The organism is Pseudomonas sp. CAM1A, assembly GCF_047501685.1.
In the GTDB taxonomy this organism is placed as follows: domain Bacteria; phylum Pseudomonadota; class Gammaproteobacteria; order Pseudomonadales; family Pseudomonadaceae; genus Aquipseudomonas.
The window spans coordinates 1-25,474 of sequence record NZ_JBFNXP010000002.1 but is presented as its reverse complement, the minus strand read 5'-3'; the positions used below and the strand labels follow the sequence as shown (position 1 = coordinate 25,474).

General features: G+C 64.9%; 23 protein-coding genes. 7 read left to right on the top strand and 16 right to left on the bottom strand.

Annotated features, from left to right (window positions below; genetic code table 11):
* Positions 1-16: 16 nt before the first annotated feature.
* Positions 17-595, top strand: coding sequence for a Maf family protein (locus ABZO33_RS03775; protein WP_414534909.1), 579 nt, complete (start codon positions 17-19; stop codon positions 593-595).
* Between the two features lie 94 nt (positions 596-689).
* Here ABZO33_RS03775 and ABZO33_RS03770 read toward each other — a convergent pair whose 3' ends face one another.
* From ABZO33_RS03770 to rluC, 3 genes are read right to left on the bottom strand one after another with little or no spacing between them, the layout of a single operon-like run.
* Positions 690-1,676, bottom strand: coding sequence for a S49 family peptidase (locus ABZO33_RS03770; RefSeq protein ID WP_414534908.1), 987 nt, complete (start codon positions 1,674-1,676; stop codon positions 690-692).
* 2 nt (positions 1,677-1,678) lie between these two features.
* Complete coding sequence (locus ABZO33_RS03765) at positions 1,679-2,359, bottom strand: HAD family hydrolase (RefSeq protein ID WP_414534907.1); 681 nt, start codon at positions 2,357-2,359, stop codon at positions 1,679-1,681.
* Between the two features lie 3 nt (positions 2,360-2,362).
* The gene (gene rluC / locus ABZO33_RS03760) at positions 2,363-3,316 is read right to left on the bottom strand and encodes a 23S rRNA pseudouridine(955/2504/2580) synthase RluC (protein ID WP_414534906.1); all 954 of its coding nucleotides are present in this window, start codon (positions 3,314-3,316) and stop codon (positions 2,363-2,365) included.
* Positions 3,317-4,109: 793 nt separating this feature from the next.
* On the opposite strand from rluC, the gene rne reads away from it, so the two are divergent.
* Positions 4,110-7,325, top strand: a complete 3,216-nt coding sequence (rne, locus tag ABZO33_RS03755; RefSeq protein WP_414534905.1) for a ribonuclease E — start codon at positions 4,110-4,112, stop codon at positions 7,323-7,325.
* Positions 7,326-7,510: 185 nt separating this feature from the next.
* On the opposite strand, the gene murB is transcribed toward rne, so the two are convergent.
* From murB to ABZO33_RS03715, 8 genes are all read right to left on the bottom strand, one after another.
* On the bottom strand, positions 7,511-8,530 hold the full coding sequence (gene murB, locus ABZO33_RS03750) for a UDP-N-acetylmuramate dehydrogenase (protein ID WP_414534904.1): 1,020 nt from the start codon (positions 8,528-8,530) through the stop codon (positions 7,511-7,513).
* Positions 8,527-8,991, bottom strand: coding sequence for a low molecular weight protein-tyrosine-phosphatase (locus ABZO33_RS03745; RefSeq protein ID WP_414534903.1), 465 nt, complete (start codon positions 8,989-8,991; stop codon positions 8,527-8,529). The genes murB and ABZO33_RS03745 overlap by 4 nt, the downstream gene beginning before the upstream one ends.
* On the bottom strand, positions 8,991-9,755 hold the full coding sequence (gene kdsB, locus ABZO33_RS03740; protein WP_414534902.1) for a 3-deoxy-manno-octulosonate cytidylyltransferase: 765 nt from the start codon (positions 9,753-9,755) through the stop codon (positions 8,991-8,993). The genes ABZO33_RS03745 and kdsB overlap by 1 nt, the downstream gene beginning before the upstream one ends.
* Positions 9,752-9,937, bottom strand: a complete 186-nt coding sequence (locus ABZO33_RS03735) for a Trm112 family protein (RefSeq protein ID WP_003247142.1) — start codon at positions 9,935-9,937, stop codon at positions 9,752-9,754. The genes kdsB and ABZO33_RS03735 overlap by 4 nt, the downstream gene beginning before the upstream one ends.
* Before the next feature lie 33 nt (positions 9,938-9,970).
* Positions 9,971-10,981 carry a tetraacyldisaccharide 4'-kinase gene (lpxK, locus tag ABZO33_RS03730; RefSeq protein ID WP_414534901.1) on the bottom strand — a complete coding sequence of 337 codons (1,011 nt, stop codon included), beginning with the start codon at positions 10,979-10,981 and terminating at the stop codon, positions 9,971-9,973.
* Positions 10,981-11,415 carry an ExbD/TolR family protein gene (locus tag ABZO33_RS03725; protein ID WP_414534900.1) on the bottom strand — a complete coding sequence of 145 codons (435 nt, stop codon included), beginning with the start codon at positions 11,413-11,415 and terminating at the stop codon, positions 10,981-10,983. The genes lpxK and ABZO33_RS03725 overlap by 1 nt, the downstream gene beginning before the upstream one ends.
* On the bottom strand, positions 11,412-12,047 hold the full coding sequence (locus tag ABZO33_RS03720; RefSeq protein WP_138221286.1) for a MotA/TolQ/ExbB proton channel family protein: 636 nt from the start codon (positions 12,045-12,047) through the stop codon (positions 11,412-11,414). The genes ABZO33_RS03725 and ABZO33_RS03720 overlap by 4 nt, the downstream gene beginning before the upstream one ends.
* 101 nt (positions 12,048-12,148) lie before the next feature.
* A complete protein-coding gene (locus ABZO33_RS03715; RefSeq protein WP_414534899.1) occupies positions 12,149-14,365 on the bottom strand; it encodes a DNA internalization-related competence protein ComEC/Rec2 in 2,217 nt (738 codons plus the stop codon).
* A 144-nt stretch (positions 14,366-14,509) separates the two neighbouring features.
* On the opposite strand from ABZO33_RS03715, the gene ABZO33_RS03710 reads away from it, so the two are divergent.
* Positions 14,510-15,136: a DUF2062 domain-containing protein gene (locus tag ABZO33_RS03710; protein ID WP_414534898.1), complete on the top strand. Its 627-nt coding sequence runs from the start codon at positions 14,510-14,512 to the stop codon at positions 15,134-15,136.
* On the opposite strand, the gene ABZO33_RS03705 is transcribed toward ABZO33_RS03710, so the two are convergent.
* The 3 genes from ABZO33_RS03705 to ABZO33_RS03695 form a co-directional block, all read right to left on the bottom strand.
* Positions 15,020-15,799 carry an ABC transporter permease gene (locus tag ABZO33_RS03705; RefSeq protein WP_414534897.1) on the bottom strand — a complete coding sequence of 260 codons (780 nt, stop codon included), beginning with the start codon at positions 15,797-15,799 and terminating at the stop codon, positions 15,020-15,022. The genes ABZO33_RS03710 and ABZO33_RS03705 overlap by 117 nt on opposite strands.
* Positions 15,796-16,728 carry an ABC transporter ATP-binding protein gene (locus ABZO33_RS03700; protein WP_414534896.1) on the bottom strand — a complete coding sequence of 311 codons (933 nt, stop codon included), beginning with the start codon at positions 16,726-16,728 and terminating at the stop codon, positions 15,796-15,798. Before ABZO33_RS03700 ends, ABZO33_RS03705 begins: the two co-directional genes overlap by 4 nt.
* Positions 16,729-16,861: 133 nt before the next feature.
* Positions 16,862-17,485, bottom strand: a complete 624-nt coding sequence (locus tag ABZO33_RS03695; protein WP_414534895.1) for a glutathione S-transferase — start codon at positions 17,483-17,485, stop codon at positions 16,862-16,864.
* 533 nt (positions 17,486-18,018) lie between these two features.
* Here ABZO33_RS03695 and ABZO33_RS03690 point away from each other — a divergent pair.
* The 4 genes from ABZO33_RS03690 to ABZO33_RS03675 all read left to right on the top strand — a co-directional run bounded on the left by ABZO33_RS03690 (position 18,019) and on the right by ABZO33_RS03675 (position 21,742).
* Positions 18,019-18,258: a hypothetical protein gene (locus ABZO33_RS03690; protein WP_414534894.1), complete on the top strand. Its 240-nt coding sequence runs from the start codon at positions 18,019-18,021 to the stop codon at positions 18,256-18,258.
* Positions 18,255-18,494 carry a DUF3077 domain-containing protein gene (locus ABZO33_RS03685; RefSeq protein WP_028690971.1) on the top strand — a complete coding sequence of 80 codons (240 nt, stop codon included), beginning with the start codon at positions 18,255-18,257 and terminating at the stop codon, positions 18,492-18,494. The genes ABZO33_RS03690 and ABZO33_RS03685 overlap by 4 nt, the downstream gene beginning before the upstream one ends.
* A gap of 192 nt (positions 18,495-18,686) precedes the next feature.
* On the top strand, positions 18,687-21,134 hold the full coding sequence (locus tag ABZO33_RS03680; RefSeq protein ID WP_414534893.1) for an acyl-CoA dehydrogenase: 2,448 nt from the start codon (positions 18,687-18,689) through the stop codon (positions 21,132-21,134).
* Positions 21,135-21,331: 197 nt separating this feature from the next.
* Complete coding sequence (locus ABZO33_RS03675) at positions 21,332-21,742, top strand: PA2817 family protein (RefSeq protein WP_414534892.1); 411 nt, start codon at positions 21,332-21,334, stop codon at positions 21,740-21,742.
* 101 nt (positions 21,743-21,843) lie between these two features.
* On the opposite strand, the gene ABZO33_RS03670 is transcribed toward ABZO33_RS03675, so the two are convergent.
* Positions 21,844-22,332, bottom strand: a complete 489-nt coding sequence (locus tag ABZO33_RS03670; protein WP_414534891.1) for a hypothetical protein — start codon at positions 22,330-22,332, stop codon at positions 21,844-21,846.
* A gap of 5 nt (positions 22,333-22,337) precedes the next feature.
* On the bottom strand, positions 22,338-25,474 hold a 3,137-nt coding region (locus ABZO33_RS03665; protein WP_414534890.1), incomplete at its 5' end, for an RHS repeat domain-containing protein.

Genomic DNA, 25,474 nt, shown 5'->3' with positions numbered 1-25,474 from the left:
TGCCCAGGAGTCTACCATGCTGCCCTTGTTACTGGCTTCCAGCTCGCCCTACCGCCGCGAACTGCTCACCCGCCTGCGCCTGCCCTTCACCTGCGCGAGCCCCGACCTTGACGAACGGCGCCTCGATGGCGAGCCCGCCGTCGAGCTGGTCCGCCGCCTGGCCCGCCAGAAGGCCGAAGCCCTGGCCGCCAGCCACCCCGACCACCTGATCATCGGCTCCGACCAGGTAGCGGTACTGGGCGAGCAGATCCTCGGCAAACCCCACACCTTCGAACGCGCCTGCGAGCAACTGCTGGAGGCCAGCGGGCAGCAGGTCACCTTCCTCACCGGGCTGGCACTGCTGAACAGCGCCAGCGGCCACTGCCAGGTCGATTGCGTGCCGTTTACCGTGACGATGCGCGAGCTGGACAGGGAGCGCGTGGAGCGTTACGTGACGGCAGAGCAGCCGCTGGACTGCGCCGGCAGCTTCAAGGCGGAAGGCTTGGGCGTCAGCCTGTTCCAGAGCACCCATGGCTGCGACGCCACGAGCCTGATCGGGCTGCCGCTGATCAGACTGGTGGACATGCTGCACAAGGAAGGCGTGCAGGTGCCTTGAAAATGCAATCGCGGGGCAAGCCCGCCCCCACGAGACCGTTGACCGGCCTGCGGGAGCGGGCTTTCCCCGCGATGAGTGCCACGCCGATTTCAGCTCAGCGCAGCGAAGGCCCCTGGAAGCCCATGTACAGCGCCAGGCGCTCCGCCACACTGGCACCGATGCGCTTGGAGAACCGATCGAACGGCGACTCCTGCACAGTGAAGTCCACCAGCTCCTTCTCGCCCACGATGTCGCGGGCGACATAGCTGGCGCTGCCCAGCCCATCAACCAGACCCAGCTCCTTGGCCTGCTCGCCCGACCAGATCAACCCGCTGAACAGCTCAGGGTGATCCTTGTCTTTCAGGCGCTCGCCACGCCCCTGCTTGACCATGGCGATGAACTGGCGGTGCGTGGTGTCCAGCACACCCTGCCAGAACGCGGTTTCTTCCGGCTTCTGTGGCGAGAACGGATCAAGGAAGGCCTTGTGCTCGCCCGCCGTGTAGGTGCGCCGCTCCACGCCCAGCTTGTCCATGGCGCCGACAAAGCCGTAGCCTGCCGCAGTAACGCCAATGGAGCCGACCAGGCTGGCCTTGTCGGCATAGATCTCGTCAGCGGCGCTGGCAATGTAGTAGGCGCCGGAGGCACCCAGATCGGCGATCACCGCGTACAGCTTGATGGCCGGGTACTCGGCGCGCAGACGGCGGATTTCATCGTACACATAGCCCGCCTGCACCGGGCTGCCGCCCGGGCTGTTGACACGCATGACCACGGCCTTGGTCTTCGGATCCTTGAACGCCTCGCGCAGGCTCTTGACGATATTGTCGGCGCTGGCAGGCTCCTGATCGGCGATCACCCCGCGCACCTCGACCAGCGCGGTATGGCTGCCACTGCGCGAGGCAGCCTTGTCCACATCCATCAATGGCGTAAACAGGAACAGGATGCCGAACAGGTAAACGAAGGTCAGCAGCTTGAAGAAGATCCCCCAACGCCGCGCCCGGCGCTGCTCCTGGACACCCGCCAGCAAGGTCTTCTCCAGCAGCTTCCAGCTCTTGCGCTCCTCGCCAGCCTCATCGGCCTCGGGTGCCTTCCACTCGTCAGTCATGCTCACCTACCTTGGAAATTGTTCTGCGCAGGCTCGGCCAGCCATTCGCGCAACTGGGAAAAATGCTCGATACACACCTGCGGGCCAAATTCGGCCAGAGCCTGCAGCGACATGGCGCCATAGCCCACGGCGACCGAATGCATGCCGGCATTGCTGGCCATCTGCAGATCGAACGCCGAATCTCCGACCATCAGCGCCCGCCCGGGTTCGACCCGGCAGTGGGCGAGAATCTCCTCGAGCATCAGCGGATGCGGCTTGCCGCGAGTTTCGTCGGCCGCCCGGGTAATGTCGAAGTAGCTTTCCCAGCCATTGGCCTTGAGCACCCGATCCAGGCCGCGCCGCGCCTTGCCGGTGGCCACCGCCAGACGATACCCCTCGGCACGGAACGCTTCCAGCGACTCGACCACACCGTCGAACAGCGGTGATGGCTGTTGATCCAGCGCCATGTAGACATCGGCGTAATGCTGACGAAAAGCCTCCACCTGCAGCGCATCAAGGTGCGGGTACAGGGTGGCGATCGCCTCCCCCAGCGCCAGACCGATGATGCCCTTGATCGCCTCGTCGCTGCTGGCGGCCTCGCCGGCACGCCCGGCAGCCACGTTCATGGCCTCTACGATGCGCCCGATGGAATCGGCCAGCGTGCCGTCCCAGTCGAAGATCAGCAGGTCATAACTTTTATTCATGGCTCAGGACGCCAGCCGCGCGATGGTCTTGGCCCACATTTCGTCCACCGGCGCCTCGAGCTTGAGCTCGCCGCCGTCGGGCAGCGGCACGGTCAACTGATAGGCGTGCAGGAACAGGCGCTTGCCACCCAGGTCGCGAATCTCGCGGCTGAAGTCTTCATCGCCATACTTGCTGTCGCCGGCAATCATGTGCCCGGCATGCAGGGTGTGCACGCGGATCTGGTGGGTGCGCCCGGTGATCGGCCGCGCCTCGACAATCGTGGCGAATTCGCCAAAGCGGCGCAGCACGCGAAACAGCGTCAACGCCTCCTTGCCCTCGTCATTGACCTCGACCATACGCTCACCGGAGCGCAGGTTGCTCTTCTGCAGCGGCGCATTGACCTGTTTCTTCGAGGTCGGCCAATGGCCGCGCACCAGCGCCATGTAGCGCTTGTCCACGCCATCGCCGCGCAGCGCGGCATGTAGGTGGCGCAGCATGCTGCGCTTCTTGGCGATCATCAGCAGGCCCGAGGTGTCGCGGTCCAGGCGGTGCACCAGCTCCAGTTCCTTGGCGTCGGGGCGCAACTGGCGCAGCGCCTCGATCACCCCGAAGCTCAGGCCGCTGCCGCCATGCACGGCAATGCCGGCCGGCTTGTTCATCACGATCAGCGCCTTGTCTTCATAGACGATGGCAGCCTCCAGGCGCTGCAACAGGCCCTGGGCCACGGGCGCGGGTTCGTCACGCTCGGGCAGGCGCACCGGCGGCACCCGCACGATATCGCCGGCCTGCAGCTTGTACTCAGGCTTGATCCGGCCCTTGTTGACCCGCACCTCGCCCTTGCGCAGGATGCGGTAGACCAGCGTCTTGGGCACGCCCTTGAGCGCGGTGATGAGGAAATTGTCGATGCGTTGGCCGGCAAGCTCCGGCGCGACTTCGATCAGCTGAACGCCGGAAGTCGGAGGGGTATTGGTCGTCATGGCGGGATCATAACAATTTTTTATGGAATTGAAGCACTTAATCATAACTGCTATAGTCGCGAACGCCGCCAAAAGCGGCAGGCCAGCGGCATCAGGCTCTACGCCGGCCCTGACCATCGCAATTCCGAGGACGCGAGGCCGTCCTACGGAGCGTTCGCCAGTTTAACTAAATGCCTGGAATCGCCACCAGCGCTGTGTAGAGAAGACCGAAAAAAACGACAAGTGCGGTGTTTCACCTGCTTACCCGCTTCTTTTCGCCGTACCTCTGCCCGCCACCGTCGTTTCCGCGCATTCGGGCGAATGCTTCGGAAATACCTGCCTTGGATATGTCATGGCGCCAGCTCGGAACCGGGCTGGCGAAAAATGCAACCCGTTGCGGATTCAGCGCGCGGCAGCACCGAATTTTCAGGGATACGTGCAGGGTGGAGATGCACAGCCTTCGGACCGTGTGGCACCGAACCCGACCCAGCGCCCCACTCAACGGGCGATGAGCGGGCAAGGTCCTGAACAGACGCCCTCGTGGCATCCACGGACGACCGGTTGATTCCTCCTCCTGACTGAGTGCACCAGGCCCGCTCGATTGATTCGGATAACCTTCGAAAAGCTCGACAGGTCTTTTGGCACCGCAAAACAGGACGCGTCGTCGCGACAACGGCAGGCTGGGCAACCGGCTGGTGCCGAACGTCGTCAGACACGGGGGTGGCTCGCCACCCTTTGCGCACCTTGGCACCGATCATGAAAAGTCGTGTGTGCCGAACGCCGTTTCCGGCAGCCCGGAAACCGACGGTACAACATGAAAAGAATGCTGATTAACGCAACTCAACCCGAAGAGTTGCGTGTAGCCCTGGTGGACGGCCAACGCCTCTACGACCTGGACATCGAGTCCGGTGCCCGTGAGCAGAAAAAGGCCAACATCTACAAAGGCAAGATCACCCGGATCGAGCCCAGCCTTGAAGCCGCCTTCGTCGACTTCGGCTCCGAACGTCACGGCTTCCTGCCGCTGAAGGAAATCTCCCGCGAATACTTCAAGAAAGCCCCTGAAGGCCGGGTCAACATCAAGGAAGTCCTGAGCGAAGGCCAGGAAGTCATCGTCCAGGTCGAGAAGGAAGAGCGCGGCAACAAAGGCGCCGCCCTGACCACCTTCATCAGCCTGGCCGGCCGCTACCTGGTGCTGATGCCCAACAACCCGCGCGCCGGCGGCATCTCCCGCCGCATCGAAGGCGAAGAGCGCAACGAGCTGCGTGAAGCACTGAACGGCCTGACCGTTCCGGGCGACATGGGCCTGATCGTGCGCACCGCGGGCCTTGGCCGCAGCAGCGAAGAAATGCAGTGGGACCTCGACTACCTGCTGCAGCTGTGGACCGCGATCAAGGAAGCCTCGCTGGACCGCACCGCGCCGTTCCTGATCTACCAGGAAAGCAACGTCATCATCCGCGCCATCCGCGACTACCTGCGCCAGGACATCGGCGAAGTGCTGATCGACAGCATCGACGCCCAGGAAGAAGCCCTGACCTTCATCCGCCAGGTGATGCCGCAGTACGCCAGCAAGGTCAAGCTGTACGAAGACAGCGTGCCGCTGTTCAACCGTTTCCAGATCGAAAGCCAGATCGAGACCGCCTTCCAGCGCGTCGTCGACCTGCCGTCCGGTGGCTCGATCGTGATCGACCCGACCGAAGCCCTGGTGTCCATCGACATCAACTCGGCGCGCGCCACCAAGGGCAGCGACATCGAGGAAACCGCCCTGCAGACCAACCTGGAAGCGGCCGAAGAAATCGCCCGCCAGCTGCGCCTGCGTGACATCGGCGGCCTGATCGTCATCGACTTCATCGACATGACCCCGGCGAAGAACCAGCGCGCCGTCGAAGAGCGCGTGCGCGAATGCCTCGAGGCCGACCGCGCCCGTGTGCAGGTCGGCCGCATCTCGCGTTTCGGCCTGCTGGAAATGTCCCGCCAGCGCCTGCGCCCATCGCTGGGCGAGAGCAGCGGCATCGTCTGCCCGCGCTGCTCGGGTACCGGCATCATCCGTGACGTCGAGTCGCTGTCGCTGGCGATCCTGCGCCTGATCGAGGAAGAAGCCCTGAAGGACCGCACCGCCGAGGTGCGCGCCCAGGTGCCGATCCCGGTGGCCGCCTTCCTGCTCAACGAGAAACGCAACTCGATCACCAAGATCGAACTGCGCACTCGCGCGCGCATCATCATTCTGCCGAACGACCACCTGGAAACCCCGCACTTCGAAGTCCAGCGCCTGCGCGACGACAACCCGGACGTGCTGACCAACCAGTCCAGCTACGAAATCGCCTCGACCGAGACCGAAGAAGCGCCGCTGCCGACCGCCACCCGCACCCTGGTACGCCAGGAAGCCGCGGTGAAGACCGCGCCGGCCCGCGCCAACGCACCGGTACCGGCCGCCGTCGAAGAACAGCCAGCCGCCCCAGTGGCACCGGCGCCGAGCGTACCGGAGCCAAGCCTGTTCAAGGGCCTGGTCAAATCGCTGGTCAGCCTGTTCGCCGGCAAGGAAGAGCCTGCCGCCGCACCGGCCGTCACCGCCGAAAAACCGGCCACCGAGCGTTCGCCACGCAACGAAGAGCGCCGCAACGGTCGCCAGCAGAGCCGCAACCGCAATGGCCGCCGCGAGGAAGACCGCAAGCCGCGTGAAGAACGCAGCGAGCGCGCCCCGCGTGAAGAGCGCCAGCCGCGCGAAGAACGTGCACCGCGTGAAGAACGCGCCCCACGCGAAGAGCGTCAGCGCCAGCCGCGCGAAGACCGCCGCGGCAACCGCGAAGAGCGCGTGCGTGAACTGCGCGAGCCGCTGGATGCCACACCGGCCCCGGCCGCCCGCGAAGAACGCGCCCCACGTGAAGAGCGTGTAGCCCGTGAAGAACGCGCTCCACGCGAAGAGCGTGCTCCGCGTGAAGAACGCGCACCACGTGAAGAGCGTGCCCCGCGTGAAGAACGCGCACCACGTGAAGAGCGTGCCCCGCGTGAGGAACGCGCTCCACGTGAAGAGCGTGCCCCGCGTGAAGAACGCGCCCCTCGTGAAGAGCGTGCGCCACGTGAAGAACGCGCTCCGCGCGAAGAGCGCCAGCTGCGCCCTGAGGCGCAGGCCGTCGAACAGGCCGCCGAGCTCGCCGAAGAGCAACTGCCGAACGACGAGCTGCTGCAGGACGAGCAGGAAGGCACCGATGGCGAGCGTCCGCGCCGCCGCTCCCGTGGCCAGCGTCGTCGCAGCAACCGTCGTGAGCGCCAGCGCAACGCCAATGGCGAGCTGATCGAAGGCGACGAAGACGCCGGCGAAGAGCAGCAGCCACAACAGCACCAGGCCACCGAGCTGGGTGCTGAACTGGCCGCTGGCACTGCCGTCATCGCCGCCGTGGCTACCAGCAACATCAGCGCCGATGCCGAAGCCCAAGCCAACCAGCAGGCCGAGCGCGCCAGCGCCGCTGTCGCCGAAACCCAGGTGGAAATCACCGAGGTGGTGGCCGAGCAGGTCGCCATCGCCCCGGTGGTCGAGCAACCGGTCAGCGAGCCAGTGGTCGCCATCGAGCCGAGCATCGAACCGGTGGTCGAAGTAGCGCCGCAGCCAGTGGTTGAAGAAGCCCCTGTCGAGCAGCCTGCCGTCGCAGCCGAGGCGGTGGAAGCACCTGCCGTGGAAGCCGGTGAAATCGAGCAACCGCAGGTAGTTGAAGCCACCGTGGTCGAAGCCCCGGTAGCCGAGCAGCCTGCAGCGGTCGTCGAGCCCGTGGTCGAGGCCCAGCCCGAAGTGGCTGAAGCACCTGCCGCCGAGCCTGCGCCGAGCGTTGCCGAGCAGGCGCCCGAGGAAGCACCGGCCCCGGTCGAAGCACCTTCGGCGATGCTGGCCAACGGCCGCGCCCCGAACGACCCACGTGAAGTGCGTCGCCGCAAGCGTGAAGCCGAAGCAGCAGCCGCCGCTGCCGCCCAGGCCGCTGCCGAAGCAGCCCCTGCTGAGGCGCTGGAGACCGCCGATGAGCACAAGCCTCATCACGGTTGATAGCCTCGGCTGAATGAAAAAGCCCCGCCAGTGCGAACTGGCGGGGCTTTTTCTTTACCGGGTGGATGGCACCGGCTTCGCCGGTGTTCGCGGGGCAAGCCCGCTCCCACGCAGCCCCACTCAGCCGCGCAACGGTGGCGTGGGAGCGGGCTTGCCCCGCGATAGGGCCGGCCCAGGCCAGCCCATTAGTACAGGTTCGGCTCCATCTCCAGCTCAACCCCGAAGCGCTCAAGAATATCCGCCTGGATCCGCTGAGCCAGCCCATGCAACTGCGCCCCGCTCGCCTGGCCGTAGTTCACCAGCACCAGCGACTGCAAACGGTGCACACCGGCATCGCCATCGCGATATCCCTTCCACCCCGCCTGCTCGATCAACCAGCCGGCCGCCAGCTTTACCTGGCCATCGGCCTGCGGATATGCCACCACACCAGGATGCTCGGCACGAATGCGCTCGGCCAGTGCAGCAGGCACCACAGGATTCTTGAAGAAGCTCCCGGCATTGCCCAGCTCCGCCGGATCCGGCAGTTTTTCCCGACGGATACTGCAGATCGCATCGCTGATCGCCTGCGCGGTCGGCTGCTCGATACCCTGCTCCGCCAGGCGCTGACGCACCGGGCCGTAGTCCAGGTGCGCCTGCAACGAACGGTTCAGCACAAAGCGCACACGCAGGATCAGCCAGCGGCCCGGATTGCGCTTGAACAGGCTGTCGCGATAACCGAACGCGCACTCCGCCAGCGAGAAGTCACGCAGCTCGCCGGTCTCGCGGTCCAGCGCGGTCAAGCCGGCGAACACATCCTTGATCTCCACGCCATAGGCGCCAACGTTCTGCATCGGCGCAGCGCCCACGGTACCGGGGATCAGGCTGAGGTTTTCCAGCCCGCACAGGCCCTGGTCGAGGCTCCACTGCACGAACGGATGCCAGGGCTCGCCGGCCTCGGCCTCGACCACCACGCGCTCGCCGTCGTCGCTGAGCAGGCGCCGCCCACGGCTGGCCATATGCAGCACCAGGGCGTCGACATCGCGGGACAGCAGCAGGTTGCTGCCACCGCCAATGACCAGCACCGGCACCTGCCGCGCAGCGGCCTGGGCCAGTGCCTGGCGGGCCTTGTCGTCGTCATGGGCCTGGGTGAAATAACGGGCACTGACGTCGATGCCGAACGTGTTGTAGGGCTTGAGCGATACCCGCTCCTGCCAGTTCGCCGTCATAACCGCCCCTTGATTTCCACGACCAGCTCACGGCACGCCGCCTCGATCAGGTCCAGGACCTGCTCGAACCCTTCGGCGCCGCCGTAGTAAGGGTCAGGCACTTCGTCCAGCGCCGCGCCATAACGGCGCAGGAACAGGTCGAGCTCGCCCGTGGCGTTGTGTGGGCGCAGGGCCTGCAGGTTGCCGAGGTTGCTCTTGTCCATGGCCAGGACCAGGTCGTACTCGGCGAAATGCGCCGCCTTGACCTGCTGGGCGCGCTGGCGCGACAGGTCGTAGCCACGGGCCAGCGCGGCCTTGCAGGTACGGCTGTCGGGCGCCTTGCCCACATGCCAGTCGCCGGTACCGGCGGAGGCAACCTGCACCACGTCACCGAGGCCCGCGGCCTCGAGCTGATGGCGCAGCACGCCCTCGGCAGTCGGCGAGCGGCAGATATTGCCGAGACAGACGAACAGAACGCGCATCAGGCCTCCAGCAAGCGCCGTACGCGCTCCAGGTCTTCAGGGGTGTCCACGCCCACGGCCGGGGCCTCGATGGCATCGGCAACGTGGATGCGCACGCCGTGCCACAGGGCACGCAACTGCTCCAGCGACTCGGTCTGCTCCAGCCAGCACGGGCCCCAGGCGACGAAGTCCTGAAGGAAACCCACGCGGTAGGCGTACATGCCAATATGGCGGCGGTAAGGAACGCCTTCGGGCATGCGCTCCCGGTCCTTGGCGAACGCGTCACGGGCCCATGGCAATGGGGCACGACTGAAGGTCAGGGCCAGGCCGTTCTTGTCACTGACCACCTTCACCGCGTTAGGGTTGAAAATGGTTTCCGTCGCGTGGATCGGCTCGGCGAGGGTGGCGATGCCAGCCTCGGGGTGCGCGGCGAGATTAGCCGCCACCTGATCGATGATCACCGGCGGAATCAGCGGCTCGTCACCCTGCACATTGACCACGATGGCATCGGCAACCAGGCCCAGCTGGGCAGCCACTTCGGCCAGGCGGTCGGTGCCCGACTCATGGTCGGCGCGGGTCAGCAGCACTTCGGCGCCGAACGCCTGGCAGGCCTCGACGATGCTGGCATCGTCGGTGGCGATGACCACGCGGCTGGCGCCGCTCTTGCGCGCCTGCTCCCACACATGCTGGACCATCGGCTTGCCGGCGATCGCCAGCAGCGGCTTGCCCGGCAGGCGCGTGGAGCGCAGCCGGGCGGGGATCACCACGGTGAAGTCCAGGCTCATTTGTCCAGGCGCTCGTCGTCGGTCAGGGTGCGCGCCTCGCTTTCCAGCATCACCGGGATGCCATCGCGAATCGGGTAGGCCAGGCCCGCGCCCTTGCTGATCAGCTCGGTCTTGTCGGCGCTGAGCTTGAGCGGGCCCTTGGTGATCGGGCAGGCCAGGATATCGAGCAGTTTGGTGTCCATGGGAGCTTCCTTGAAACGGAAATTGAAAAAGGCTCAGGGCCGGGGGCGGCCAGGCAGCAGGCGATCGAGCGCGGCGTCGAACCAGGCAACGAACGCCTGCGAGGGTGCGGCGTCGACCGCCAGGTACCACCAGTCGTCGGCAGCGAACGGCCGGCATTTCACCGCATCCTTCTCGGTCATCACCAACGGCAGCGGCGGGCTGAACGCCAGCACTTCGCGGCTGTACGGCGCATGGTCGGCAAAGGGGTGCGGCACCGGCTGCCAGTTTAGCCCCAGCAGGGTGTTGAAGAAACGTTGCGGGTTGCCAATGCCGGCCACGGCGTGCAGCGCCTGGCCAGCGGGAAACAGGTCAAGCTCGCGGCGCTCACCGCTGCGCAGGTTGATCAGCGCCGAGGGTTGCAGGCGGAAGGCAAAGCCGTCGTCGCGGTCAGCCTCGGCGCCATTGAACAGCACCGCGTCGGCCTCGGCCAGGCGCTCGGCGGGCTCGCGCAACGGGCCGGCCGGCAGGCAGCGACGGTTGCCCAGGCCACGGGCGGCGTCGATCAGTACCAACTCCAGGTCGCGGGCCAGGCGGTAATGCTGCATGCCGTCGTCGCACAGGATCAGGTCCGGCGCGTCGCTGGCCAGCAGCGCCTGCACGGCGCGGGAGCGGTCGGGGTCGATCATCAGCGGCACGCCGGTGCGCTGGACGATCAGCAAAGGCTCGTCGCCGGCCTGATCGGCGGGCTGGTCGGCGGCGACACGCCAGGGATACTGCGGCGGCTTGGCGCCGTAGCCACGGCTGACCACGCCGACCTTCAGCCCCTGCCGGCGGCAGTGCTCGATCAGCCAGAGGATCATCGGGGTCTTGCCGGTGCCGCCCACGGTGATATTACCCACCACGATCACCGGCACCGGGGCGCGGTAGCTGGGGCTGATGCCGCTGAGGAAGCGCGCACGCTTGCGCGTCACCACGCCACGGTACAGGGCCTCCAGCGGGCGCAACAGGGCCAGCGCCGGATGCCCGGCATACCAGGCGGCGAGCAGACGGTCGGCGAAGGCCATCAGGGATTACCCTGCGCGGCCTCGACGGTGGTCATGCGCAACTTGCTGAAGCCGAGCTTGCCGGCCGCATCCATTGCGGTGATCACAGCCTGGTGCGGGGTCTTGCCATCGGCGCTGATCGCCAGCGGCAGGGTGATGTCACCGCCGGATTCCTTCTCGATGGCTTCGGTCAGAGTGGCCAGGTCGCTCTTGGGCAGCAGGTGGTTGTTCACCGAATACACGCCGTCGGCGCTGATGGTGACTTCAATCAGTTTGCCATCATCGGGCTGCGCGGGCGCGGCAGTGCTTGCTTCAGGCAGCTCGACACGCAGCTGGGTCTCGCGGGTGAAGGTGGTGGTGACCACGAAGAACAGCAGCAGCACGAACACCACGTCGATCAACGACGCCAGGTTGATGTCGACGTTCTCGCGCTGGCGATTGCGCCGAAACTTCACGCCTTGCCTCCGGCCACTTCCACTTCGCGGTCGCCCTGCAGCACCTCGACCAGCTTGATCGCCTCCTGCTCCATGCCCACCACCAGCTCATCGATGCGGCGCAGCAGGAAGCGGTGGAAGAACACCGCCGGGATACCGACCATCAGGCCGGCCGCGGTAGTGACCAGGGCCTTGGAGATACCGCCGGCCAGTACCGCCGCATTGGCGGTCATCTGCGAGCCCATGAAGGCGCTGAAGATGTCGATCATGCCCAGCACGGTGCCCAGCAGGCCCAGCAGCGGGGCCATGGCGGCGATGGTGCCGAGGGTGCTGATGTAGCGTTCCAGCTCGTGGATGACCCGCGAGGCGGCCTCCTCGATGCACTCTTTCATGATCTCGCGACCATGGCGTGAATTGGCCAGGCCTGCGGCGAGGATCTCGCCCAGCGGCGAATCGGCGCGCAGGGCCTTGAGCTTGTCACTGGTGAGTTGCTTGTCCTTGATCCACATCCATACCTGGCCCAGCAGGTGCGGCGGGGTGACACGGCTGGCGCGCAAGGTCCACAGACGCTCGACGACGATCGCCATGGCGACGATGGAGCTCAGGATGATCGGCAGCATCATCCAGCCACCGGACTTGACCAATTCCCACACAGTTAGCATCCCCTCGGAAAAAGGCCGCCACTCTACCATAGGACCGACTGGGGCTCATCTGCCGGAGGTCAGGGAAAAGGTCGGCCCGCGATAGCGTCGGCTCAGCCCTCGTCAACCTCACGCCAAAACCGCCGCTCCCTCCGCACACCCTCCACCTCACCCTGACTCCCCAGCATCAACCGCAACGCCCCCTCCAGCGCCGTGTCATGCACCACCACCCCATGCCGCCGATAGCGCTCGATCACCTGCGCATGCGGATGCCCGAAACCGTTGCTCCTACCCCGCGAAATCATCACCCCACGCGGCGCCAGCGCCTTGACGAACGGTTCGGTGGACGACGTGCGGCTGCCGTGGTGTGGCGCCTGCAGCCAGTCGATACGCGGATCCTCGCTGGCCGCCAGCCAAGCCCGCTCCGCCGCGGCCTCCATGTCGCCGGCCAGCAGCAGGCGCTCGCCATTGGCCACCACCCGCAGCACGCAGGAACGGTCGTTGCTGGACGTGCCTTGCGGCCAATGCCACAGCTCGAAATCGACCCCATCCCAGCGCCAGCGCTCACCACTTTCGCACAGCGCGGCAGGCGCAAGCCCGGCAACCTCCCCGGCCAGCACCCGCGCCACCGGCAGCCCCCGGCGCACCGCCGCCGCACCGCCGGCATGATCGGCGTGACCGTGGCTGACCAGCATCAGGTCCAGGTGCCTCACCCCCAGCCTGCGCAAGGTCGGCAGCACCACGCTTTCGCCCAGGTCACTGTCCCCGTGGGCAGGCCCGGCGTCGTACAACAGCGCGTGATGACGGGTACGCAGCAGCACCGCCAGGCCCTGGCCGACATCCAGCTGCCACACCTGCACCAGCCCAAGGGGCACCTGCTCGCGCGGCGCCCACAAGGCCAGCAGCATCACCGCGCCCGGCAAGCGCAACGGCACGCCCCGAGGCAACAGCAACAACAGCGCGCCCAGCGCGACCAACAGCCACGCCCACAGCGGCAACGGTTCGGGCAGCCATGCCGGCCACTGCCCCGCAAGCTGCGCCAGCAGGCGAAACAGCCCATCCAGCGAAAGCCCCGCCAGCCACAGCAGCCCCTCCCCCACCCCAGGCACCGGCAACGTCGCCGTGCCAAGCAAGGCCAGCGGCAACACCGCGAAACTGATCCAAGGCACCGCCAGCAGGTTGGCCAGCGGCGCCGTCAGGCTGACCGGCAACCCCAGCGCCAGCAGCACCGGCAACAGGCCCACGGCAATTACCCACTGGGCGCGGCTCCAGGCCTGCCAGGGCCGCCAGGCGCCCAGCCGGGCAGAGAAGCACAGCATCAGCACGCCAACCGCGGCAAACGACAGCCAGAAGCCCGGCAGCAGGCTGGCCAGCGGATTGATCAGCAACACCCCCGACAACGCCAGCAGCAACGGCAAGGCTGCCCCCAGGTGCCTGAAGCGCAGGCGCCAGAGCAACACCACCGCCAGCATCAGGCAGGCCCGTTGCACCGGCACACCGAACCCGGCCAGCCAGCCGTAGCCCAATGCCGCGACCATGGCCAGGCCACAGGCCCAGGGCAGCCACGGCCAGCGCGGTGGCCAGGCGCCCAGCCGCGCCAACCCCGCGACCAAGCCGTACACCAGCCCGGCCAACAGCCCGATATGCTGGCCGGAGATCACCAGCAGGTGCACCGTGCCGGTAGCTTGCAGGGTTTGCCAGTCTTCGCGCGCCAGCCCGGCGCCATCGCCCAGCACCAGGGCCGTCAGCGCCGCCTCGCGGCCGTGGGCATCCACATTCATCAGCCGCTGGCGCACGGCATCGCGCCAATCCACCGCAGCCTGCCCGACCCGCTCGCCGGCCTTGACCGAGCCGGTGGCACCGATACCCCGGGCCAACAACAACGCTTCGCGGTCCGGGCCATGGGGGTTGAGCAACCCATGGGGCTGGCGCAGGTTCACCGCCAGGCGCCAGCGCTCACCAGCGCGCAATTCAGGGCCGGCGAACCAGCTCAGTTGCAGGCGCCTGGGCAATTGCGCCCGGCGCGACTCAGGATGCTCCAGCTCGAAACGCACGCCACGCTCCGTGCGGGTCGGCAGCCCCACCACCTGCCCCTCCAACCACAGCGTGCGGCCATCCAGTGCCGGGGCCAGGCGATCATCCAGCGCCTGCTGCGCGAACCAGCAGGCCCAGCAGCCACCCAGCACAAACCAGCCCAGCGGCCAGGCCCGCGTACGCAGGCAGGCCAAGGCCAGCAACAGCAACGGAATCAGCCAACCGACCGGCGGCAAAACGGGCAAAAAACGCAGGCTCAACAGCCCGAGCACCAGCGCCAGCATCCCTGTGCGCATGAGATAGAGCTCCAGAAGCGATAACGGCCCCTGAGGCTTAGCCGATTGGCGGGGAAACCCTGCTAAACAATTGTCACAAACTCTGAACGAGGCTGCGTTTCAATCAAGGCATACTGACGCCCTTCAACCCCGCCGGGAGCCCACATGCCGCGCCGTCTGTTCAAACGCTACATGCCGGACCCGACCAGCATCCGCGAACATAAGTCCTTACGCTTTTTCGGCAAGCTGCTGCACGACCCCAACCTGTGGCACCTGAACCGCCATTCGGTGGCGCGGGCCATGGGCGTCGGCCTGTTCGCCGCGCTCATTCCCATCCCCATGCAGATGCTGCTGGCCGCCGCGCTGGCCATTCCCGTGCGCGGCAACCTGCCGATCGCGGTGAGCCTGGTGTGGCTGACCAACCCGCTGACCATGCCGCCGGTGTTCTTCGTCACCTACATGACCGGCGCCTGGCTGCTGCAGGTGCCGCCACGCACGCTGCCCGAGTCGATCACCGTCGACTGGGTCACCGAGCAGCTGGCGACGATCTGGCAGCCGTTCCTGCTGGGCTCGGTGGTATGCGGGGTGGTGCTGGGCGTGCTCGCCTACTTCACCACCATGGGCTACTGGCGCTGGTGGGTGGGCCGGCAGTGGCGCCGGCGCCAGTGCCGATGCCTACGCACGCATGCCGCGGCCGCTGACCAGCAGGCGCACGCACAGCAGGTAGAGCAGCGCGGTGGCCACCAGCATGAAGCTGATCGCCGTGCCGATACTGATATCCGACACCCCTAGGATGCCGTAGCGGAACGAGTTGACCATGTGCAGCACCGGGTTTGCCAACGACACGGTCTGCCAGAACGGCGGCAACAGGTTGATCGAATAGAACACCCCGCCCAGGTAGGTCAACGGCGTCAGCACGAAGGTCGGGATGATCGAGATATCGTCGAAGTTGCGGGCGAACACCGCGTTGACGAAGCCCAGCAACGAGAAGATGGTCGCGGTCAGCAGCACCACGATGACCGTCACGCCCAGGTGATGCACCTGCAGATGGGTGAAGAACAGCGACAGGAAGGTCACGATCACCCCCACCGCCAAGCCGCGCAACACACCGCCCAGCACATAGCCGACGAGGATGGTGTGCGGCGACACCGGCGACACCATCAGCTCCTCGATGGAGCGCTGGAACTTGCTGCCGAAGAAGCTCGACACCACGTTGCCATAGGAGTTGGTGATCACCGACATCATGATCAGCCCCGGCACGATGTACTCCATGTAGGTGAAGCCGCCCATGTCACCGATCTGCCGGCCAATCAGGTTACCGAAGATCACGAAGTACAGGACCATGGTGATCGCCGGCGGCAGCAGGGTCTGCGGCCAGATGCGCAGGAAGCGCCGCACTTCGCGGTAGACGATGGTGTTCAGGGCGACCCAGTTGGTGCGCAGCTCCACACTCATACAGCCACCTTCGACAGGTTCTTTTCCACCAGGGACACGAACAGCTCCTCGAGTCGGTTGGTCTTGTTGCGCAGGCTCTGCACCTCGATGTTCTTCAGCGCCAGCTGGCCGAACAGCGCGGTGATGCCGATGTCCTTGTCCACCTGCACCTCCAGCGTGTGCGGGGTGATCAGCCGGCACGGGTAGCCCTGCAGCTCAGGGGCGGCGGGCAGGTCGCGCTTGAGGTCGAGGACGAAGGTCTCGACGTGCAGCTTGCCCAGCAGCTGGCGCATGCTGGTGTTCTCGACGATGGTGCCGTGGTCGATGATGCCGATGTTGCGGCACAGCTGCTCGGCCTCTTCGAGGTAGTGGGTGGTGAGGATGATGGTGATGCCTTTCTGGTTGAGCTCGGTGAGGAAGCTCCACATCGAACGGCGCAGCTCGATGTCCACCCCGGCAGTCGGCTCGTCGAGGATCAACAGGCGCGGCTCGTGGATCAGCGCCCGGGCGATCATCAGCCGACGCTTCATGCCGCCGGACAGCGAGCGCGAAGGCACGTCGCGCTTGTCCCACAGGCCCAGCTGCGTGAGGTACTGCTCGGCGCGCTCCTTGGCCAGCTTGGGCGGGATGCCGTAGTAGCCGGCCTGGGTGACGACGATGTCGAAGGTCTTCTCGAACTGGTTGAAGTTGAACTCCTGGGGCACCACGCCCAGGCAGCGCTTGAGCGCCGCGGGCGACCGGTCCAGGTCGTTGCCGAACACGTTGACCGTGCCGCTGGTCTTGTTCACCAGGGTCGAGAGAATGCCGATGGTGGTGGACTTGCCGGCGCCGTTGGGGCCGAGCAAGGCGAAGAAGTCGCCTTCGGCAACATCCAGGTCGATGCCCTTGAGGGCCTGGAAGCCGTTGCCGTAGGTCTTGGTCAGCTGTCGAATGGACAGGGCGGAACTCATGGCGGGTCAGGTACCGATGAAAAAGGTTCGGGACACGCCAGGTAAAGACACTGGCGCAGTGAGTGCGGCCATGGTGCAAGGCCCGGCCGCACAAGTACAGTCACATGTATCGATAGTGACTATCGAAGTGGCGTCACGTCAGGGCGGTCATCACCGCCGCCTGGTAGGCCGGGCGTTGCTTGAGGCGCTCGTACCAGGCTTGGAGGTGATACATGGCCGGGCGTTCAATCGGCATTTCGAACCAGGCGTAGATGAAACTGCCCAGGGGGATGTCGCCCATGCCGATGTGCTCGCCGGAGAGGTACGGCTGCTTGGCCAGGGTCTCGTCGGCGATAGCCAGCAACTGGGCGCATTGCTTGTGTGCGGCGTTGATCGCCACCCAGTCGCGCTGGTCCTCGGGGGTGCGCAGCAGGCCCCAGAACAGCGGGCGGAAGGGGCCGGCGAAGGACGAGGTGGTCCAGTCCATCCACTTGTCGGCCAGGGCGCGCTGGCGCGGGTCGTCGAGGTACCAGCCCTGCTCTGCGCCGTACTCGGCGCACAGGTAGCGCACGATGGTGTTGGATTCCCACAGCACCAGGTCACCGTCTTCGAGCATGGGCACCAGGCCGTTGGGGTTCAGGGCCCGGTAGTGCGGTTCGTTGACCACGCCGAAGGCGCCGCCGGCATCGATGGACTCGAAGTCCAGGCCCAGCTCGTGGGCGATCCACAACGCCTTGCGCACATTGCTCGAATTTTTGCGGCCCCAGATCTTCAGCATGGCAACGTCCTTATGAGTGCGGGAGGTGGGTCAGTCTACTCCAAGATCGTGACCTTGCAGGGTCCGCGATGGGGTCTGGGTGAACGCCATCGCGGGGCAAGCCCGCTCCCACAAGAATGGCGCATACCTCGGCTTGTGTGGCGCGCCTGCCTGAATCGTGGGAGCGGGCTTGCCCCGCGATCCGGGCTGCGCCCGGCCATCCTCTGGGGTAAGACATTTCCGAACCTGAAACCAAATGCTTCAGCCAGCAAAGCTTGGGAACTATCCTACGCGCTTGCCGGAAGCCGCCGCGTTGTCGGGGAAATACCCCAGGGATAACTTCACCGGGTCGCCACATTTGGTGACCGGGCGTGAGAAACCCGACTACATATGACAACCAGCGGCTTCGTCATGGTGGCCGTGTGCGGGCAGACTTCGGTCTGGCCGGGTTTGTCCTATGTCCCGGTTTTCTCACCTCGTACACGGCCGCCACCCTTACCTCGTGAGAAAGGACCTGGCTGGTGGTTTTCAATGACCGCATAGGACTCTTGACCATGAAAAAAATCGTCCCAGACCCACCCCGTCTCTCCCACTTCCTCACCATCCGCCCCACCCTCTCCCGCGACGACGCCATGGCCGCCGCCGTCGAAGTGGCCACCGCCATTTCCGACGTCCTCGACATCTACTTCCAGACCGAGCCCGGCGAAACCCAGGACCGCCTGTTCACCGCCAGCGACTACCTCGGCCAGCTCGCCTGCGCCCTGCTCGAGCACAAGCCACAGGTGCAGCCATGAGCCGCGGGCATACCGCAGGCCGCACCACCTGCCTGGACCTGTTCAAGGTCGAGCCGGGCGTTACCTTCGAGGATGCCTTCAGCGAGTTGTCGGTGCTGCTCGGCTGCATCCGCCACCTGACCTGCGAGGCGGAAATGGAGGGCGACCTGCTGGCCGGTAGCTCGGCGCGCATTCTCAGCGCCATGGCCAAGGCGCTGATCGATGACATGGAGGTTGGGTTGAATCGCTCCAGATAATCTGATGGCCGCATCGCGGGGCAAGCCCGCTCCCACGCCCACATTGCATATCTGGCGTGGGAGCGATGACTGCATGACATTCCCCACCGAACTCCCAGCGCCCCGCCCTGTCATTTCCTAGGCAGGCCATCCACCCTGGTGCGTCTAAGCTCTGTGGGTCGGCCTAACGCCCGCTTCCAAGGAGGAAGAATCATGTTGCTGTTGTGGTTGCTGGTCCTGGTGCTTGGCGCCGCGTATCTCCTGCACCGGCGCCTGGCGCCCCTGCAGATCCTCGCGGCCATCGCCGCCTATACCCTGCTGATGGGCATCTTCAGCAGCGCGCCAGGCTGGCTGCTGGCGCTGATCTGGCTGGTGATCGCCGCCAAGGCGGCCTTCTTCGCCCTGCCGGAGCTGCGCCGCAAACTGTTCACCGCGCCCATGTTCAGCTGGTTCCAGCGCACCCTGCCGCCGATGTCGCAGACCGAGCGCGAAGCCATCGACGCCGGCACCGTGTGGTGGGACGGCCACCTGTTCAGCGGCCGCCCCGACTGGAACACCCTGCTCGACTACCCCGCGCCCAAGCTCAGCGAGGAAGAACAGGCCTTCATCGACGGCCCCACCGAGCAGCTGTGCGCCATGGTCAGCGACTGGCAGATCGGCCAGGACCTCGACCTGCCGCCGCAGGCCTGGGATTTCATCAAGCAGCACGGCTTCTTCGCCCTGATCATCCCCAAGGAATACGGCGGCAAGGGCTTCTCGGCCTACGCCCACTCCCAGGTGGCGATGAAACTGGCCACCCGCAGCGGCGACCTGGCCTCCACGGTGATGGTGCCCAACTCCCTGGGCCCGGCTGAGCTGCTGCTGCACTACGGCACCGAGGCGCAACGCAACCACTACCTGCCGCGCCTGGCCCGTGGCGACGACATCCCCTGCTTCGCCCTCACCGGCCCCCTGGCCGGCTCCGACGCCGGCGCCATGCCCGATACCGGCATCATCTGCAAAGGCCAGTGGCAAGGCGAGGAAGTCATCGGCCTGCGCCTGAACTGGGAGAAGCGCTACATTACCCTCGGCCCGGTGGCCACCCTGCTGGGCCTGGCCTTCAAGGCCTACGACCCCGAGCACCTGCTGGGTGAACAGGCCGAGCTGGGCATCAGCCTGGCGTTGATCCCCACCGACCTGCCCGGCGTGGAGATCGGCCAGCGCCACCTGCCCCTGGGCGCGGCGTTCATGAACGGCCCCAACAGCGGCAAGGACGTGTTCGTGCCGCTGGACTGCCTGATCGGCGGCCAGGCAATGCTCGGCAAGGGCTGGATGATGCTGATGAACTGCCTGTCGGTGGGCCGCTCCATCTCCCTGCCGGCGGTCGGCACCGGCGCGGCCAAGTACACCAGCCTGGTCACCGGCCAGTACGCCCGCGTGCGCGAACAGTTCAACGTGCCGCTGGCCGCCTTCGAGGGCATCCAGGAGTCCCTGGCGCGCATCGGCGGCAACGCCTGGCTGATGGACAGCGCCCGCCTGCTCACCGCCCAGGCCGTGGACCTGGGCGAAAAACCCTCGGTGCTGTCGGCAATCCTCAAGTACCACCTCACCGAGCGCGGCCGCGAGTGCATCCAGCACGCCATGGACGTGCACGGCGGCAAGGGCATCATCATGGGCCCGAACAACTACCTGGGCCGCAGCTGGCAAGGCGCGCCGATCTTCATCACCGTCGAGGGCGCCAACATCCTCTCGCGCAACCTGATGATCTTCGGCCAAGGCGCCATCCGCTGCCACCCGTTCGTGCTCAGGGAAATGGCCTTGGCCGGGCGCGAGGACCATGACCAGGCGCTGAAGGAGTTCGACGACCTGCTGCTGCAGCACATCCTGTTCGCCGCCGGCAACGCCGCCAGCACCCTGGTGCTGGGGCTGGGCCTGGGGCATTTTGAGAAGGTCCCGGGCGACGCCCTGAGCCAGGGCTACTTCCGCGCCCTCAACCGCCAGGCGGCGGCCTTCGCTTTGCTGGCCGACCTGTCGATGATGCTGCTGGGCGGCGCGCTCAAGCGCCGCGAGCGTCTGAGCGCCCGGCTGGGCGATGTGCTCAGCTACCTGTACCTGGCCAGCGCCGCGCTCAAGCGCTACCACGACCTGGGCTCGCCCGAGCACCTGCGCCCGTTGTTGCGCTGGGCGCTGGAGGAAAATCTGGGCCAGGCGGAAAAGGCGCTCGCCGCGCTGCTCGACAACTTCCCCAACCGCTTCATCGGCTGCGCCCTGCGCGTGCTGGTATTCCCCTTTGGCCGTAGGCATACCGGGCCGAGCGATGAGCTGGATGCCGAAGTGGCGGCGCTAATCGGCCGGCGCAAAGGCGACCCGGCGCTGGAAGCCGTGCTGGAGGGCTGCTTCAGGCCTCAGGCCGAAGGCGACCCGGTGGCCGCGCTACAGACGGCCTGTGACCTGCTGGACGATGCCGCCCCGCTGCACAAGGCGCTGCATCAGGCGATCAAGGAAGGCCAGGTGCAGGCGGCAGCCGGGCAATCGGTGATCGACGCTGCCATCGAAGCGGGTGTGCTGCAGGCAGAGGAAGGCCAGCGCCTGCACCAGGCCGAGCAGGCGCGGCGGGTAGTGATCGATGTGGATGCGTTTGACAAGGAGGTGTTGTTGCCCGAGGCAGGCAAAGTGCGCTGAGGATTGGTCGACCGCATCGAGGGGCAAGTCGCATCGGCGCACCGCCGCTCCCACGCCAATCGCACATTTGGCGTGGGAGCGGCGGTGCGCCGATGCGACTTGCCCCGCGATAGCGCCATTACAAGCAGCTGCGCTGCCAGCCTGTACAAAACCGGCGTATACTCCGCCCCCCGTTTCAACCACCGAGGAGCGCCGCCATGGCCAACCCCCACCTGGAATACCACCTGCAACTGCTCCACCACCTGCGCACCATCCTGGCCGCGCTGGGTGAAGCCGAACAGGTCCCGGAGGAAAGCCACGCCCTGTTCCTCGAGCGCTTCGACGAACTGCTCACCCTGCTGCCGCAGGACCCGCTGCAAAGCCAATACCTGGGCCAGGACCTGATCTGCCAGGTGATCCAGCGCTATCCGCAAATCGCCCACCTGGTGCCGCGCGACCTGCTGTGGTTCTTTGGTGGCGATTGCCTGCACTTCATGCCGGATGAAGAGTTGGCCTTGTACCAGGAACTGGAAGAACGTCGTTACCTTGCTGAGCAACAAGGTGAAACCTTCGAATGGCACCTGGAAAAACAACGTGCCCAGCGCGCAAACGGAGAGACGTCTCACTGACAGGAAAATGCCCATGGCACCACGTGGCGTGCCATGGGCATCTGGCTCATCACCGATTGTGTCTGCTTAATTTCCTGAGCAGCTGAGCAATAATCACCTCATCAGTGCTCTATTCTTACGCAGGACAGCTTGCCTCCCACTTGCCCTGACCCTCTCTTCCACTCCAATCTTAGTCCGGGGGCAAGTATTGTCCCCTCTGGCTTCTCGTGGGCAGCACTGAGCAGTATTTCGTCAAGCGTTGTTGGGCTTTGCAGTGTACGCACCATGAAGGCGAAATTACCCGTGGCGTCACAGTCGGGGTCATCGTAAAAAGTGACGAGCACCGCGGACGGCACCCCGTCCATTTTAAAATAATAGGCTTCATCATTGGGCAGTGATGTACAGGTCTTGCCGGAGCCAAATCTGTACTCCTCGTTCTTTCCCGCTATAGGCTTGAGCGAGCAGGACCTCTTCAACTCTTTATCGTAAATGATGACATTCCCTTCTACACCCTGACCCCCGACGGTTTTTTCGTGCGAAAGCTGGGTAGCTGAAGCCGCTGCCAGCGCCGTACTCAACAGTATTGTCATACTCAATACTATAGATTTCATCGCCGTCACTCCTGCCCCTGCGACACTGTCGTTTCAGCCAACGGCCCTGCCGGCGAAGTACTGATACGCGTTCCTCCATCGCCCGTCTTGAGCGCGGTCAATTCATCGCCCAGGTAGAAGCGCTGTTCCTCATCCGTGCCCATCAGGATGTTCTGCGGGTTATAGAAGTACGAGACAATTTGTTGTTCCTCCTCGCTCACGGACAACAACTGATTAAGTGCATTGTACTTGAGCACGCGGCCCTGCTCATCATTAGTCAGGTTGCCATTGTCGTCATACGCCAGCACAATTTCTGCCGGGTAGCCGTTCAACGTGCGCACCGTCGGGTCCGTGGCTTTATTGGTGATCCTGCTCAACTGCGCCGGGTCGTCGCCCTCAAAGTGGTAAGTCGCAGTATTCGAGCCACCGACAAACGTAGTCACCACTTCAGTGATATTATCCAAGGCATCGAAGTCAAACACCTGCTCGGTAATATAATTACCATAAGGGTCTTGTGGCTGGTAGGGATCATTATCAACCCCGCGACCGCTGAAAGTGTAAGTCTCCAGGCGCTGGCGCTTATCGTAAGCATACGTTTCAACCCGCAGGTTTACCCCCCCCTCTGACAACGTCCGCGTCGTCAAGGCGTCAACGTCGTCGTAGAGCTGGGTGAGCGTCTGAACCATCGACCCTGCCGTAAACTTGCGCTCGGACTCGCGGTCGAACTCGTCATACTGCAACTCGGTAGCCAGTGACTGACCAGCCTCTCGATCATGCGTGGTATACGACTTCAGTTGCCCAAGCTCGTAATAAGTAAAGTCGGTTTCCAGCAACACCTTGCCGGCCTTGTCCTTCAGCGTGGTCTTTTGCAACTGCCCGGTAGGGTAGTAGTCGTTAGTCTGGACTTGGCCCAGCACATCGGTGTACTTGAGCAAGCGGCCTCGGTGGCTGTAAACATAGTGCTGGGTTTGTGGCTCACCGATCGGCGGCGCTTGCTCATCGCCACTCTCGTGCTGTGTCCAGGTCTCACTTTTGATCTGGCCGGTCTGGTAATACTCGCGTTTGAGCCTCTGCCAGGGTCGCTCACCTTCGGCTGGCATGGTCCAGCCCTTCAGGCGTGCATTCTTCTTGTCGTAGTCGTAGATCACTTCAAGCTCGCCAGCAGTAGTACCCGCCCCCATCAAGCGTGTTTCGGGGTTCTCGCTGAGCTTGAGCTCATAGGTATAGTGAATCTCGCCTTCTGGCGTCTTCACGGTCTTGGGTTTGCGTACACCCGCATCATAAGCATACGTCTGTTCCCGACCTCCGGTTGTGGACACTGCCATCCTGCCCAATCCATCGAAATCCTGGGTACCCAGCTCCTTCGACTCGGCTACAGCGGACTCCTGCACGGCGATAGTGATCGGCAAGTCTTCGCCGCTGTGCTCTGCATAGGTCCGCAGCACGATGGCACCACCAGGCAATACAGTCTTGACGTTTCGGTTGAAGGCGTCATAGGTAAAACCCGTGATCCGCTTGACCGTATCGCCCACGACCTGCTCAACCAACCGACCGAGGCCATCAAAGCCATTGACCTGCAGACTGACCCGGCCATCGCGCAGATCGCGCCGCTCAATCCAAACCTGCTCGTTGAACCGATTGAGCCAAATCTCGGTAATGCCAGTCTTCTTCGGATTCGCTTCCGAGCCTTCCTCTCGCCAGCTCAATACCCGTTTGCCCTTGCTCTCAGGCGTGCCAACCGGATCGTTTTCTTCGATCACCTTGACCTTGTCGGGCCCCGTCACCGCGCGTTGCTGGCCCCAGATGTCATACTCGAACGTCGAATTCAGCGGCACAAGTGTCTTCTCATGCCAGTCGTACTCGGTCTGCTCGGTCAATTGCCCCAGCGTGTTGTAGACGGCGGTATACAGCAAACAGTAGTTGCCCGCGTCAAAGTCCGTGTCCTGACGCTCTTCTTTCACCACACGATTGAGGCCGTCAAGCGTGGTACGGGTGATGACCTCGTTGACATCCTGCCGGGTCTGCTGCGCCTGATCGCCGGGTTTGCTGCACAAGGTGTAGGTGTAATGGCGTGTCGCCTTGAAGGCGTCATCGTCAGGTGCCACGGTTTCGGCGGTTACCCGGCGCAACTGATCGTACTTGTATTGGATCTGCACATCGTTGTCGTCGGCGTTGAGCACCGGCTCGCCGGTAAGCAGCGAATGGGTCAGGGTAATGGTCTTCTGCCGTGACGCCTCGTCTTCGGCGCCCTCCTTGTGATCCCACCCCTCCACGGTCTGGAAGGTCGTCAGCACCGGCTCGTTGTTGAGCAACTTGCGCTGCAGAGGCTTGATCCTGCCTTGCAGCGCCTTGACGTGCGCCGGGAGATCCACCGGTGCGGTGACGTGCTGGCCCGCTTCCTCCTCGCAGTCATAGCAGTAGGCGGTGACGGTGGGCTTGCCGTTGAGGGTGACGGTTTCGGCCTTTACCCTGCCATGGGTCTGGTATTGGGAGGGCGTATCGAAATAGGCGTAATCGGTCGCTTGCAGCCCATCGCCCGATTCGTTCTCGCTCAGCGACAGCACCTCGCGCTTGATCCGGTGCCAGGATTTCGGCCCGGCGCCAGGCAGCGCAGCGGCCTTCTCGTAGCTGTAGTGCTGGTACAGGGTCGGCGCATCCTTGTGCGCGGCGGTAGGGTCGGGAATGCGCGCGGTGCGTTTCAGGCGTGGCGTGAAGAAGTTGGGGTCACGCGGATCGGCGCCCTCGCCGCCGGTCGGATGCCACTGGTAGGCCGTGGTCAGGCCAAGCACCGGCTTGTCGATGCGTGGATCGCCATGCACCTGAGCCTCGCGCTCCAGGTTGCCGTCAGGCTTGTACTGGCGGATCTCCCCTTCGAGGTAAGGCATGCCAGTGTTGCGCTTCCAGGTGCGCGTGGTGATCCCCGGCAACTGGCAATAGGCGTGGTCTTCATGGAAATAACCGCCGTTGCTGTAATACGCCGTTTCAGTCATTTCGGTGGAGGTGACCTTGGCCTGGGTATCGGTGTGGGTGGTCTCCTCGCGGACCAGCAGGTGGAAACGGTTGTACTCGCGCTCGACCTTGTGCTCCTCGCCCTGCTTCGTGCGTGTCTCGGTCGAGCCGTAGGCGTAGGTGCCCACCGAACTGAACAGGTAGTCCAGGCCAT

Coding starts and splice junctions, on each gene's coding strand:
- ABZO33_RS03735 (WP_003247142.1), bottom strand. CDS start 9,937: ATGGACACCAAACTGCTCGATATCCTGGCCTGCCCGATCACCAAGGGC.
- ABZO33_RS03670 (WP_414534891.1), bottom strand. CDS start 22,332: ATGAAATCTATAGTATTGAGTATGACAATACTGTTGAGTACGGCGCTG.
- ABZO33_RS03680 (WP_414534893.1), top strand. CDS start 18,687: ATGTTGCTGTTGTGGTTGCTGGTCCTGGTGCTTGGCGCCGCGTATCTC.
- ABZO33_RS03710 (WP_414534898.1), top strand. CDS start 14,510: ATGCCGCGCCGTCTGTTCAAACGCTACATGCCGGACCCGACCAGCATC.
- ABZO33_RS03705 (WP_414534897.1), bottom strand. CDS start 15,799: ATGAGTGTGGAGCTGCGCACCAACTGGGTCGCCCTGAACACCATCGTC.
- ABZO33_RS03770 (WP_414534908.1), bottom strand. CDS start 1,676: ATGACTGACGAGTGGAAGGCACCCGAGGCCGATGAGGCTGGCGAGGAG.
- kdsB (WP_414534902.1), bottom strand. CDS start 9,755: ATGAGCCTGGACTTCACCGTGGTGATCCCCGCCCGGCTGCGCTCCACG.
- rluC (WP_414534906.1), bottom strand. CDS start 3,316: ATGACGACCAATACCCCTCCGACTTCCGGCGTTCAGCTGATCGAAGTC.
- ABZO33_RS03685 (WP_028690971.1), top strand. CDS start 18,255: ATGAGCCGCGGGCATACCGCAGGCCGCACCACCTGCCTGGACCTGTTC.
- murB (WP_414534904.1), bottom strand. CDS start 8,530: ATGACGGCGAACTGGCAGGAGCGGGTATCGCTCAAGCCCTACAACACG.
- ABZO33_RS03765 (WP_414534907.1), bottom strand. CDS start 2,359: ATGAATAAAAGTTATGACCTGCTGATCTTCGACTGGGACGGCACGCTG.
- ABZO33_RS03775 (WP_414534909.1), top strand. CDS start 17: ATGCTGCCCTTGTTACTGGCTTCCAGCTCGCCCTACCGCCGCGAACTG.
- ABZO33_RS03690 (WP_414534894.1), top strand. CDS start 18,019: ATGAAAAAAATCGTCCCAGACCCACCCCGTCTCTCCCACTTCCTCACC.
- ABZO33_RS03675 (WP_414534892.1), top strand. CDS start 21,332: ATGGCCAACCCCCACCTGGAATACCACCTGCAACTGCTCCACCACCTG.
- ABZO33_RS03700 (WP_414534896.1), bottom strand. CDS start 16,728: ATGAGTTCCGCCCTGTCCATTCGACAGCTGACCAAGACCTACGGCAAC.
- ABZO33_RS03695 (WP_414534895.1), bottom strand. CDS start 17,485: ATGCTGAAGATCTGGGGCCGCAAAAATTCGAGCAATGTGCGCAAGGCG.
- rne (WP_414534905.1), top strand. CDS start 4,110: ATGAAAAGAATGCTGATTAACGCAACTCAACCCGAAGAGTTGCGTGTA.
- lpxK (WP_414534901.1), bottom strand. CDS start 10,981: ATGGCCTTCGCCGACCGTCTGCTCGCCGCCTGGTATGCCGGGCATCCG.
- ABZO33_RS03745 (WP_414534903.1), bottom strand. CDS start 8,991: ATGCGCGTTCTGTTCGTCTGTCTCGGCAATATCTGCCGCTCGCCGACT.
- ABZO33_RS03715 (WP_414534899.1), bottom strand. CDS start 14,365: ATGCGCACAGGGATGCTGGCGCTGGTGCTCGGGCTGTTGAGCCTGCGT.